At 71.3% G+C, this 12,753-nt stretch carries 9 protein-coding genes; 4 read left to right on the plus strand and 5 right to left on the minus strand.

Annotated features, from left to right (window positions below):
- The first annotated feature begins 133 nt into the window (after window positions 1–133).
- Window positions 134–616: a GNAT family N-acetyltransferase gene (locus BZY54_RS02445; RefSeq protein ID WP_244216917.1), complete on the plus strand. Its 483-nt coding sequence runs from the start codon at window positions 134–136 to the stop codon at window positions 614–616.
- A 4-nt stretch (window positions 617–620) separates the two neighbouring features.
- Here the strand turns inward: BZY54_RS02445 and BZY54_RS02450 are convergent, their stop codons facing one another.
- Both BZY54_RS02450 and BZY54_RS02455 read right to left on the minus strand, forming a co-directional pair.
- Window positions 621–1,739: a PP2C family protein-serine/threonine phosphatase gene (locus BZY54_RS02450; RefSeq protein WP_086722729.1), complete on the minus strand. Its 1,119-nt coding sequence runs from the start codon at window positions 1,737–1,739 to the stop codon at window positions 621–623.
- A gap of 169 nt (window positions 1,740–1,908) precedes the next feature.
- Entirely contained in the window at window positions 1,909–2,763 is an 855-nt protein-coding gene (locus BZY54_RS02455; protein ID WP_086722730.1) for a DMT family transporter, read from the minus strand.
- 259 nt (window positions 2,764–3,022) lie between these two features.
- Here BZY54_RS02455 and BZY54_RS02460 point away from each other — a divergent pair, with 259 nt between their 5' ends.
- The gene (locus tag BZY54_RS02460; protein WP_086722716.1) at window positions 3,023–4,501 is read left to right on the plus strand and encodes a glutamate-cysteine ligase family protein; all 1,479 of its coding nucleotides are present in this window, start codon (window positions 3,023–3,025) and stop codon (window positions 4,499–4,501) included.
- A gap of 27 nt (window positions 4,502–4,528) precedes the next feature.
- Here the strand turns inward: BZY54_RS02460 and BZY54_RS02465 are convergent, their stop codons facing one another.
- Complete coding sequence (locus BZY54_RS02465) at window positions 4,529–5,179, minus strand: GntR family transcriptional regulator (protein WP_086722718.1); 651 nt, start codon at window positions 5,177–5,179, stop codon at window positions 4,529–4,531.
- 219 nt (window positions 5,180–5,398) lie between these two features.
- Entirely contained in the window at window positions 5,399–6,532 is a 1,134-nt protein-coding gene (locus tag BZY54_RS02470) for a PP2C family protein-serine/threonine phosphatase (RefSeq protein WP_086722732.1), read from the minus strand.
- Between the two features lie 699 nt (window positions 6,533–7,231).
- Between BZY54_RS02470 and BZY54_RS02475 the strand changes: the two genes are divergently transcribed.
- Both BZY54_RS02475 and BZY54_RS50710 read left to right on the plus strand, forming a co-directional pair.
- Window positions 7,232–7,609 carry an STAS domain-containing protein gene (locus BZY54_RS02475; RefSeq protein ID WP_086722720.1) on the plus strand — a complete coding sequence of 126 codons (378 nt, stop codon included), beginning with the start codon at window positions 7,232–7,234 and terminating at the stop codon, window positions 7,607–7,609.
- Between the two features lie 579 nt (window positions 7,610–8,188).
- Window positions 8,189–8,509, plus strand: coding sequence for a hypothetical protein (locus BZY54_RS50710; protein WP_158103798.1), 321 nt, complete (start codon window positions 8,189–8,191; stop codon window positions 8,507–8,509).
- Between the two features lie 1,292 nt (window positions 8,510–9,801).
- On the opposite strand, the gene BZY54_RS02495 is transcribed toward BZY54_RS50710, so the two are convergent.
- Window positions 9,802–12,753 (minus strand): alpha-N-acetylglucosaminidase TIM-barrel domain-containing protein (locus BZY54_RS02495; RefSeq protein ID WP_143667982.1); only part of this gene is annotated, 2,952 nt, incomplete at its 5' end.

Consider the following 12,753-nt stretch of genomic DNA (forward strand, 5'->3'; position numbering starts at 1 on the left):
CTCGACGGCTCCGGCGCGCGTCACTCCGATCCCGGTGCCGCTTGACTATGACGGGCGTCATAACGCAGCCTGGGCTTATGACGACGGTCATGGAGCCGTCGTACGTCCTCCGCTCTGGATGAGGTGCTGCGAAATGCCTCCTGCCGTGTCGGTGCGGTGCGCGGGGCCCGGCGACCTCGACGGGCTGGGCCGGATGGTCTCCCGCTGCTCGGCCGACAGCATCCGGGACCGCATGCACGGCGGCACCCGGCGAGGCGACCTGCTCCGCGAGATGCGGCGGACAGTGCTCCACGGGTGCGGCGCGGTCCTGGTGGCCGCCGAGCGGGACAGGACGGTGGGATGCCTGGAACTCATCCGCCCCGCCCCCGGAGCACCGGTGGCCGAGATGGCACTCCTCGTCGAGGACGCCCTGCAGGGCCGGGGCATCGGCACCCGGCTGCTCGACGCCGTACCTGCCTGCGCCCGAAGCGCCGGGATCGCGGTCGTCGGTTTCTCGGTGGAGGCCGGCAACGGCCGGGCCAGACGGCTCGTGCGGCACCTTCCCGCCGGTCGGCTGGAGTGGCAGTGGCAGCAGGGCACGCTGGAGGCCGCGTGGCACGTCGACACACGCCGCTGACGGCTCACGACGGGGCGGTTCGGGTGCCGGGACCGAACAGGGGCGCGTGGACGCCCAGACGGTGACGGTGCTCGCGGGGAGCTTCGGGGGTACGGCAAATGGCGATGAGCGCGGCGTCGTCGTTGAGACGTCCGCCCACGTGGGCGAGGAGGTCGCGGCGGATGTGGTGCAGGAGTTGCTCGGGACTGCTGTCGCCCCACGGGGCGGCCCGCTCCGCGAGCGGGAAGAAGTCGCCGCCGGCGTTGCGGGCCTCGACGACGCCGTCGGTGTAGAGCAGGAGCGTGTCTCCGGGTTCGAAGGAGAACACGTCCAGGGTGTAGTCCGTCGGGTGCAGTCCGTGCATCCCGAGGGGGGCCGCCGGGTGCACCGGGACCGTGTCGGCGCCGGCCGAGCTCAGCAGCAGGGGCGGAGGGTGGCCGCAGCTGAGCACGCGCGTGGTGTTGTCGTCGTCCGCGATCTCCGCCAGCAGCACGGTGGCGAACCGCTCCCCGGGGTGCTCCGCGGGCCCGAGGTGGGGAAGGTTGCGGGCCACGCTCTGCTCCAGGGCAAGGGCCAGGTCGCACAGGTTGGGCTGCTGGTGGGCGGCCTCACGGAAGGCACCGATGATGAGGGCGGCCTCTCCGATGGCGGACAGGCCCTTGCCCCGCACGTCGCCGATCATGACCCGCACGCCGGTGCCGGCGGTGGTCGCGGCGTACAGGTCACCGCCGATCTGCGCCTCGTCCTCGGCGGCCAGGTAGAGACAGGCGATCGTCAGGGGGCCGATCCGCTCCGGCAACGGCCACAGCAGGACGTGCTGCGCCGCCTCCGCGACGGCACGCACGCGCTCCAGCTGGTGCTGACGCCGGTCCCGCACCACGCAGTAGAAGACGGTCAGGGCCGACAGCACCGCCAGGGCGAGGACCTGCACCAGGATGTTGCGTGAGAACAGCACACCGAAGTGCCAGCCGATGTACGCCTGCGCGCCCGCGGCCAGGAGGCCGATCGCGCCGGTCACCCAGGGACCGGCGAACGAGGCGGTGATCGCGGGCGCGATGACCAGCAGGGGGCCGAGGTGGATGTCGGCCGGGACCAGCTGGTCCACCACCGTGATCACCACGATGAGGGCTGTCGGGATCGCCAGCAGGGCTTTGCTCGACTGCCACTGCCACTGCCACTGCCACTGCCACTGCCACGGCTGGCGCGTCCCGGCCCGGTGTCGCTGGAACTCCACCTCTTCCCACTGCCCCACTCGCCTCGGCCCTAACAGAGGCGGCTGCCGTGCCGGAGGCCCCGCGGCCCGCCTGCCGCGGCTACAAGGCCCCGGCCTCGGTCCTGGCCAGCGCGAAAACGCCGGCGGCGATCAGCCCGACGCCCAGTACCTGCGGCAGCACCCACCAGCCGGCCCGCACGTGCTCCTCGTAGACCAGCACGCCGAGCAGGAAACTCACCATGGCATCGCCGAGGGTCAGGGCGGGCTGGGAGGCGATCAGCGGCCCGCCCTGCATGGCGTGCTCCATCAGGAGCATGGCGCAGACGCCGCTCGCACCGAAGGCGTACGTCTGCCAGGAGCTGAGGAACCCGGCGAGGGCGTCCTCGGCGAGGATGTGCACGGCCGTCTTCATCAGTCCCGCCGTGAGGGCGAAGCAGATCGCCGTGGCCGTGCCGATGCAGGCGGCGCGAACCTTCCCCGGCGGTCTCCTCAGGCCCACCGCGGTCAGCGCGACGGCGGCACCCGCGCAGGCGGCCAGGACGGGAAGCCAGCGGTCGATGGACACGTGGGTGCGGTTCCCGGCGGGGGCGGCCGTCAGCAGTGCCACCCCCAGTCCGGCGACGACGGCGAACAGCTTCAGCAGCAGCGGGCCGGACGGCCGCCGACGTTGCCACAGCGCGGCCAGCAGCAGCGCGAGGGGAAGTTCCAGGACGAACAGCGGCTGGACGAGGGAGAGCGGACCGGTGGCCAACGCGGCCGCCTGCCACACGCCGGCGGCGATCACGGTGACCACCCCGGCGAGCCAGACGGGCCGTCGCAGCAGGTCGAGAATCAGCCCGAGGCGGAAGCTCTGGGACTGCGGCACGGTCAGCGCGGCCCTGCGCTGCAGTACGGTGGCGAGCGCGTTGCTGAGTGCGGCCAGCAGCGCGAACAGAGTCGGCAGGACGATTCTCATGCCCTCATCCTTGGCCGATCCGCCCGACGAACCCTCGGCGACACGACCGACCACGCCCTGTCGTCGCGCCTCCTCGCCCACCTTCCCGCACTCCGCTCGCCGATCTGTCGCACCCCGTCAGCCGTCGTGTCACGCCCCCTCGTCCGTCGTGGAGCACCCCCTCGTCCACCGTTCGGTACACGCCGTCCCGCGTGGTCCGAGCCGCCCGCTGGTGCGACGCTGGGGTGGAGAGGTGTCCTAGGGGAAACCGGGAGCGCCGATGGGACGGGACGTCCCGGCGATGGTCTTCACCCGCGAGGACCGACGCCGGTACCGGATCAAGATGCAGGAGTGCCTGGAGGCGTTGGCGCAGATGCTGCGCACGTCACGGTTCGAGTCCGAGCGGCCCCAGGTGGGACTGGAGATCGAACTGAACCTGGGCGACGAGGAGGCGGAGCCGGCGATGCGCAACAGCGATGTGCTGGAGGCCATCGCGGACCCCGCCTGGTCGACCGAACTGGGGAGGTTCAACCTCGAGATCAACATTCCGCCCCGTCGTCTGACGGCGGGCGGCCCCGACGCCTGGGAGTCCGAGATCCGGGCCGCGCTCAATCACGCGGAGCGGCGCGCAGCGTCGGTCGGCGCGCATCTGATCATGATCGGCATCCTTCCCACGCTGCGCCAGGAGGACGTGGGCGAGGCCGCGCTGTCGGAGAACCCGCGCTACCGGCTGCTCAACGACCAGGTCTTCGCCGCGCGGGGCGAGGACCTGCGCATCGACGTGGACGGCGTCGACCGGCTGCGGACCTACGCGGACACGATCACTCCGGAGGCCGCGTGCACCAGCACGCAGTTCCACCTCCAGGTGTCGCCGGAGGAGTTCGCCGGGTACTGGAACGCGGCACAGGCGATCGCCGGGATCCAGGTGGCGCTGGCGGCCAACTCCCCCTTCCTGTTCGGCAAGGAGCTGTGGCACGAGACCCGCGTCCCGCTGTTCGAGCAGGCCACCGACACCCGGCCGCAGGAGTTCAAGGTGCAGGGAGTACGGCCCCGGGTGTGGTTCGGGGAGCGGTGGATCAACAGTGTCTTCGACCTGTTCGAGGAGAACCTGCGCTACTTCCCGGCGCTGCTGCCCCTGTGCGACGAGCAGGACCCCATGGAGACTCTGGACAGCGGCGACATCCCCGAACTGGCCGAACTCACCCTCCACAACGGCACCATCTACCGCTGGAACCGCCCGGTCTACGCCATCGCTCACGACAAACCGCACCTGAGAGTGGAGAACCGGGTGCTGCCCGCCGGCCCGACCGTCGCCGACACCCTCGCCAACGGCGCCTTCTACTACGGGCTCACCCGCGCCCTGGTGGAGGAGGACCGGCCGGTATGGTCGCGCATGTCCTTCTCCGCCGCCGAGGACAACCTGCACGCGGCGGCACGGCACGGCATCGAGGCGCGGCTGTACTGGCCCGGGATGGGCGAGGTGCCGGTGCCCGAACTCGTGCTGCGGCGCCTGCTGCCGCTGGCGCACCGGGGACTGGAGCACTCGGGCATGGACGAGGCGTGGCGGGAACCGCTGCTCGGCATCATCGAGCAGCGGTGCGTCGCCGGCCGCAACGGAGCGGTGTGGCAGAAGGAGATGTTCCACCACATCGACGCCTCCGCCCGGGCGAGCCGGCACGAGTCCCTCCGGCGGATGACGCAGCTCTACGCCGACTACATGCATCTCAACGTCCCCGTCCACACCTGGCCGGTCGACTGACGGCCGCGGGCTCGCGGGTCGTGGGGATCAGATGCGGCTCTGGGTGCGGTGGCCCAGGGCCGCGCTGCGGCTGCTCGCCAGGTGCTTCAGCACAAGGGCTTCGACGCGCTGGACGTCTCGTTCCGCGATGGCCTGGTAGAGGGTCTCGTGCTCCCGTGCGACTCCCAGCAGGTCGTCGTGCTGTCCCAGGAGCCACCGCAGGCGACTGCGCAGCACGCGTTCGAGTTCGTTCAGCAGCTCGTTGGCGGCCAGGGAGGTGACGGTCTGGTGGAAGTCGGCCGCCGCCCGGCGGGCGCGCACCGCGTCGCCCGCCTGGGCCGCTTCCAGCTCGGCGTCCAGGTTCGCCCGCAGCTTGTGCAGACCGGCGCGTGTGTGCCGTTGTGCGGCGAGCCGGAAGGACAGGGTCTCCAGGGTGGACTGGACCTCGTGGAGGTCGGCGACGTCGCTCGCGGTGAACTCGCGCACCACCGCCCATGTGCGCGGCCTCGGCGTCACCAGGCCTTCGGCCACCAGCGTCTTGAGCGCCTCCCGGACGGGAAGCCGGCTCACGCCGAGCGCCTCGGCCAGCTCCCGCTCGACCAGCCGGCTGCCGGGCTGCCGCACACCGTCGAGAATCTCGTCACGCAACTGCCGGGTCACGCGCTCGGACTCGGGCGTGAAGTCGCCTGACGCAGTCATCGCCGTCCTTCTTCTACTCTCGTCCCATCCCACGGCACACCGTCTGCGTCCCTACGGAGCGGCAGTCGAGCGGCCCGTCAGGATACCCCGCGGCACGGGGCCGCCGACGGCCGCAGGCGCGCGGTCCCGCACGGCGCCGTCGTCAGCGGCTGGCCCTTCGCGCAGGGCCGGCCGGGCTTCGCCGACCGGACCAGGCGGCCGGGGCGGCCCGGGCGGCAGTCACCCCGGCTGGTTGATCCAGCCCAGCCGAACGGCGCGGCCGTCGGGGTGGCTGGTCAAGGACCCAAGGGGCCGGGTCAGGACAAGGACCGCCATGTCGTCCTGGCTCTGGCGCCCGGTCCAGCGGTGGACGTCGCGCACGAGCGCGTCCACGAGCCGCTGCGGGCTCGTATACGCGCCCGGGGTGAGGCGGATACTCGGGTCGTAGAACGCTCCACTGCCGTCACGTGCCTCGGTCACTCCGTCGGTGACCAGGAGCAGAGAGGCCCCGGGGTTCAGCGGGAAGACGTCCGCGGCCCGCTGGCCGCTGGTCCCGGCGCCCGGGAGCCGCAGCCCCAGCGGCAGCTCGTGGGTGGTCGGTTCCAGCGGCGACACGGCCCGCTCGTCGACCAGGTACGGCGGCGGATGCCCGCGGTTGAGCACCTGGGCCGTCCTCCCGTCCGGGGGGATCTGGAGCAGCACGGCGGTGGTGAAGTCCTCGAACGTGTCGTCCGTGCCGCGCCGGGCCAGAGCGTCGTCCAGCCGGTCGGCGAGCTCGGCCAGGGTCGGGGTCCGCTCCGCCTCGTGGCAGAAGGCGCCGACGAGTACGGAGACGGTGGAGACGGCGCCCAGTCCCTTGCCCCGGACGTCGCCGATGATCGCGCGCACTCCGAACGGCGTGGCCAGCACCGCGTACAGGTCCCCGCCGATGCGGGCCTCGGCATGCGCGGCCACATACCGGGCGGCCACCCTCACCGGCCCCACGCGGCGCGGCGGGTCCGGCAGCACCGCCCGCTGCGCGACCTCCGCCACGTCACGGACCTGCGCCAGCCGGTACTCCTGACGGGACCTGGCTCTGTTGACCATCAAGGCCACAGCCCCGGTGATGACGACGTCGGCCAAGTCGACGAACAACGCCGTCGCCGGACGATCCAGATGCAGGTCCAGCGCGACCGAGGCCGCGCACGCCAGCACCACGACGAGCAGGCTGGCGCGGAAGGACAGCAGGGCGGATGCGACCAGAGGGGCTGCGGTCAGCAGGGGCAGTCCCATGTACGGCTGGGGCCCGAACAGGTCCGCCGCCACGCCTCCGATGAGAAGCGCAGCGGCTACGAGAGCGGGAAAGCCGACGGACCTCACGCGGATCCTCTCCATCGTCATCGTCTCCCGTCGTCGTCAGCCGTGGATCTTGGCGCAAGGCTTCTGGTCGCTGCGGTTGAAACGGAAGCACAGCCGGGTTCCGTGGTCATGGAAATCCCGCCCCCGCGGATTCCGGCCGACACCGGAGGACCCGACCATGTCGTGAGGGACGGGAGTGGTGTCCTCGGCCCCACGCCGCGGTCACGGCCGCGTGGACCGGGGCGGCAGTCGCCGCCGGAGCAGCGGCGGCCGGCACGGCGGTGACGATCTTCTCTCGCATGCCCGGTCAACCCGCATGCCTCCGGAAAACGTTACGGCGGCCCACGGGTGATCACTCCGAAGGGCGCACGCGTGCTGTTCGGCCGGTACGGCGGGACGCCGGTGGCGTCGTCACGCCGCGACGCAGGGGGCCACCGCGGTGATCTACAGCGTGGTGAAGGAACGGACGAGGCGGACGCGGGCCGGCATGCCGCCTTCAGCCCGCCCTCTCAGCCGGATGGACCTGTGAGTGTCGCCCTTCGCGGAGCTCTGCATCACACCGCTGGTTCGCGCGGCCTCCTCGACCACGTCGCCCCTCACACCCCGTCAGCTCGCCCTGCCCGACGGCGTCGCGCGATCCGTGTCACCTCTGTGGGCTGCGCCATACCAGCGCATCATCCCTGCCCTGTGGGGCAACCGTCCGGGCGAAGTCTCTACTGGGCAAGGATCACCGACATGTTTGAGGAACCAGTGACGGATACCGGACAAGCGGAGCAGCCCGGCGCCCTGTGTGTCGTCACCACCGCCATCGACGGCGTCCTCGTCGTGTCAGCGGCCGGAGACATCGACCACAACACCTGCCATCGACTGCAGCGAGCCCTCGACGACCCGGAGACCGCCGCATGCCGCGCCGTGGTCGATCTGCACGAGGTCACGTTCATGGACTCCAGCGGCATCAACACCCTCATCGCCGCTCACCACTCGCTCCACCAGGCCCACGGCTGGCTACGCCTGGCCGGAACCCCCGCCTCCGTCATGCGCACCTTCCAGCTCGTCGGCCTGGACACCGTGATCGACTGCCACCCCAGCCTCGACGACGCACTCAACGCCTGACGGGAGCCGGCGGCTCCGCCACGACCGCCGATGAGGCCTGGGCGCCCTGCCACGTGTTGGGCGCCCAGGCCGGCCCCCGGGGCAGGGCCAGACCCGCAACGGGGGGATGCGGACCTGCCCCTGCACGCCGGCGCCCGTGTACCTCCCCTCCCCCGGAGAACAGACGCCCGACCCCGCCCGGGATCATTTCCTTCGGCGCTCAGTCGCGATCGACACGATCGCCGCCGACCGCGACGGTCCCCCGAACGGAGGGGACTCCGTCGTTACGTAAGCCATTGAGCCGTTCGCAGGAGCCAAGGCAAGGAGACGGTCAAGAGTGTGACGCGCCGTCATCCGTTTTCCCGCTGGTCGCAGCACGGTTCGTAGCAGGGACAGGACCAACGGTCCGTGTCCCCCCGCATCGATGGCCCGTACAAGGGAGAGTTACGGATGTATCCGCGTTTCGTAACTCGAATCCTTTCGGCGATCTCGTGTCGCCGGGTGGGGCCATCGTGTGGTGCCTCGGCACCGAGCCGGGATTCGGATCGCACGCCCTGCCCCGACCAGGTCGGGTGTGCATGCACTTGAGAGGACAGCTTCATGTCTGTGTCTCGTACGGCGGCCCGCCTGCTCGCCACCTGTGTGGCTTCGGGCATCCTGGTCGGCGCGGCCGCCATGCCGGCCCTCGCCGCCGGAGCCGACCATCACCGCGACAACGGTAGGGCCTACCCGCACAGCCAGCGTTGGGAGGGCAACAGGAACGACCACGACCACGACGGTCGCCGCGGTCGTTTCGGCGACTGGGACCGGGACCGGGGCCGGCACCACGGCTGGTACGACGACCGCCGGGACCAGGGCCGGCACCACGGCTGGTTCCACAACCGCCACCGGGACCACCACCACTTCCTCGGCCACCACTAGCCTGACTTGACGGGCCTGCTGTGACGCGGCGACCGACCGCGCCTCAGCCACCGTCCTCGTAGTCGGCACGGTTACACCCGGCCGGGGGCCGAAGACCGTTCTCCTGCGGTCTTCGGCCCCCGGCCATGAACTGACGACGGCCTGGCGAAGGGTGCGGAGCCGCTCCCCCGCGGGTGACCTGCCTGGTGACGGTCCGGGCCGAGGGCGAGATGGCGGTGACGCCGGACCGAGCGGTCCGAGCCGGCCGGCCAGGCCTGGCGCGGATCGTGAACCCTGCCCGGTCTAGCCTGGCCCGATGAAGTACGGGGAGGACTTCCGGGTCGGTGACGTGTTGACGGTCGCGTGTCCCTTCACTCCGGTCAGAGTCGAACGAGGCGTGACGTGGGGCCAGGTGTCGGTACGGTGGCCATGGTGGCGCATCGATACCGACAGCGACTTCCTCCACTGGAACGGGGTCGTGGCTTTGGGCGTGCACATGGGCGGGCACGTCTCGCCCGAGGTGGAGCCGGAGTTGTTCCGGACCGACCCGCCGCCCGAGCACCTGAAGGCGGGCGACGTCTGCCGGGTCGGAGTGCCGCCGACCGTGATCCATGTGACGGCTGTCGACCACCATGACCCTCCGCTGGAGACGGGCTGGCTGCCGCGCCCCAGGCTGACCGTGGCTGTGTTGCCCCGCGGTCTGTCCTACCGCGAGTTCCCGGACGAGAGCCATCTCAACGGCACGGGGTCACACCATTCAACCGGGCGACGGGGATCCCGTTCACCTTTGAGCTGTTGATGCGGCCCTACGCGTTTCTGCGGCCGGGCGACGAGGTCGCCGACGCCGCAGGGCGGGCGTGGCGATTCGACGGCCCCTGGGAGTGGAACGCCTTCGACGGAGCGGGGCCCGGCACGAGTCCGGAGTGGCCGCTCGTCCTGTTGACCCGCTCTGGATCGCCGCGCTCCGTCGCGGATGCGGAGGCGGTGGCCGGGGGCACGGCGACCGGTTCCCACCGGGAGACCGTCCGGCGCTGGATGTCTCTCACCGACGCTTCGCCCACGCCCTGAGCTGATCGTCCTGGTCTGCACACCGCGGGCCATCAACGACGTCTCCCCATTCAACAGCTGACTTCGGGAGTGGGAGACTGCTGCAACTCCCATCGCCCCTCGGCGCCGTCGGCCGGACCGCCACAAACGCCTACGGCAGAAGGCCCAGGACTCTCTGTCATAGGCGTCCGCCAGCCGCACATCCAGGGCCTCTCGTCTGGATCAGGCCGGGCTCGCGGGGTCCGGCCTGATCCAGACGAAAGACCCTAGCCGCCGCAGACGACCTTCGCGTCGGCCAGGTCGGTGTGGTCGAACCAGTTGACGTCCTTGACCTTGTCGACCGTGAGGGTCAGCAGCTTGACGCCGGACACATCGAGGGTCGGCTCCCAGAGCGTGTCCGTCTTGTTCAGTTCGCTGCTCCGGCCGAGCAGCTTGCCGTCGCCGAGCACCGAGACGGTGACCCGTGGGTCCTTGGTGGCGCCGCGCATGTCGTCGTCGATGCCGGCGACGACGGAGAACGACGAGCACTGGACGCCGAGGTAGAAGCTGACGGTGGCATCCGAGTTGGTGCCGAGCCCCTTGTCGTAGGTCCTGCCCAGCATGGTGAGGGTGTGGCCGTCACCGGCGGCCTGTTCACCGTTGCTCATGTCACGCTCGATCGGCCCGTGGCCGCCCCGTGCGTCGAGGAAGGGAAGGTCGCTGAGGTAATGGGTGCCGGGCTTCGGCGCGGCCACCACCGGCACGTCGAGGACGGCCGCCAGTGGTGTCGCCCGGCCGGAGTGCACGGCCTCGGCCGAGACGCGCAGACGTGCCGTCCCGGCGGCCGGGTCTCCGTCCGTTCGCACCGTCCAGGTGAGGGTGGCGGACGCTCCGGGAGCGAGAGGTCCTGTGGTCGCGGTACGCGGGCTCGTCACGGTGACTCCGGGGGGCGGCAGCAGGGTGGCCGTCACCGTGCCGGCGTCCGACAGGCCGTTGCCGTTGCGCACGGTGGCGGTCACGGTCAGCGACGCCCCGGTCCCCAGGTACGAGGGGTCGGCCTCGAGTGACACACCGTCGGCGAGTCCGTCGCGGGCGAGCGAGTCGCGCAGCGCGGTGGCCAGGTCGACGGGGTCGCCGGCCGGCTTCAGGGGGAAGGTGCCGGTGCCGTCGGCCCAGTTCCGGCCGACCGCGTACCAGTCGATCGGGGCCGGCGCCTTGCCTTGTGCCAGAGCGGTGTCCAGCGACTGGAAGTACATCCTCCAGCGGTCCTGGTAGTAGCCCCCGACCAGGCCGGACCACTCACGGTTGGCGTAGTCCTGCAGGCCCGCCTGCACCCCCGCACGGTCGCCCCAGACGGTGATGAGGGACCGCATGTCGCGCTGGACGGCGGCCCGGTCGGCGGCGGTGGACGCGGCGTCGGCGCCGTACTTCAGCCACGGGCCGAGCATGAACTCCGGGCGGGAGCCGAGCAGGCCGTCCAGGGTGTCCATCGCGTCGAGCCACTGCTGGGAGAGCCGCTGGAACAGCGGCCGGTCTCCGGCATCGTAGGCCGCCTTGATCTGCGGCAGCCAGGCGCGGCTGCGGTTGGCGAGCACCTGCCGGGCGACGTCGGCCAGGTCGTACCGGTAGAGCTCGGTGCGACGGATCGACGGAGCGACGCGCAGCAGTTCGTCCAGGGCCTGTTCGAAGGCGACCGAGTCGTAGCGCATGCTCCCCGGGGACCAGGATGCGGCGTGGGTCGCGGTGAGGCTCGGCTGGGCGGCGAACAGTCCGTCCTGGGCCTCGCTCCAGCCGTTTGCGGGAAGTGAGTAGGCGGTCTGGGCGATGGTCCGCCAGGCCGCCTCGGCGTGCGGGTCGGGACCGTAGCGGGCGTCGGCGAACCGGCTGAACCAGTCGGCGAAGTCGACCGGGCCGGGCTGCCAGGCCAGCTCGGTGAGGAACTCGAACGCGGCGTCGTTGTTGTCGTTGGCCTCCGGCAGCACCGCGATGCCGTCCAGTGCGCTGCCCGGCTGGGCCAGTTGGGCGAAGAAGCGTCGGTTCCACACTGCGGCGTTGGCGCCGATCGTAGTGTGGCCACCGAAGTTCCAGATCGCCCCGAAGGCGTACGGCGTGCTGCCGAACTGGGCGGTCGGGTCCGCGGTCCGGTCGCTGTCGCCGTAGCGGTCGGTGATGCCGTCGACGATGAGCATCCGGGACTTGTCGACGCCGCTGAGCAGGGCCGCGGTGGGGTTGCTCTGCCAGCCGAGGATCACCCAGGTGGCCCCGGGGTGCGCCTGGTCCAGCGCGGCCTGCACCGCCCTGGCGGCCTCCCCGACGGGCACGCTGCCGGGATTGCCGCCCTCGTGCAGCAGGTCCATCTTGAAGGCACCGGTGCTGCCGAACAGTTCCTGCTGGGTGCGGTAGAAGTCGGCGGCGAGCCGGCCGAACACCGGGGTGCGCGGGTCGAGCCAGTCGGGGCGCCGCGTGCCGGACCAGGTGCCCTGCGGGACCACCGCGGCGCCGGGGTTCCTGGCGAGGAAGCCGGAGGGGACCGTGCCGAAGTAGCCGGGGAGCACGGGTTCGATGCCGACCTCGCGCATCCGGTCGGCGATCCTGCGGCCGAGCACGGTCCTGGATTCGATCAGTGCCTGGCTCTCCTGATCGTCCGCGGTGTTGGACATGTTCTGCAACAGCCACCACGGCTGGTGGGCGGGCATGGGGATCCACGCGCGCATCTCGGCGTCGGTGTAGCCGAACCGGCGCATGGTCTGCTGGTACACGGCCTCCGTCCCCACCGGCATGAAGAATTCGTTGACACCGTGCAGCGCTGCGATGTCGATCTCGCGCTGCCAGCGGTCCCAATCCCAGTAGGCGTTGGTGTAGCCGTCGGCCGTGTCGTTGGAGAGCACCCGATGGCTGACGTTGGCGGTGCGGGTGACCGTCGAGGACGGCAGCGGCGGGCCCCCTTTCAGGCGCAGCGGCTCGGCCGAGGCATCCGAGGACCAGGAGACGTCGACGTGCGCGGTGTACTTCAGGTAGTGGCCGACACCTTGGAGCAGGGCGGACGGCGAGCTTCCCGAGATCAGCACCCGGCCCTTGTGCCGGGCGATCCCGAACTCTTCCCGGCCCGAGTTCGCGGGGGCGCAGGTTGCCAGCTCGATCCTCGGTGACCAGGCCGGGGCTATCCTGTCGACCACTCCGCGCGCCCCGGCGGTGGCGAAGGTCGGCCGGGCGGGTGGGGTCGCCGCGCAGACGGGCGG

This window comes from Streptomyces carpinensis (assembly GCF_002154505.1).
Lineage (GTDB): Bacteria > Actinomycetota > Actinomycetes > Streptomycetales > Streptomycetaceae > Streptomyces > Streptomyces carpinensis.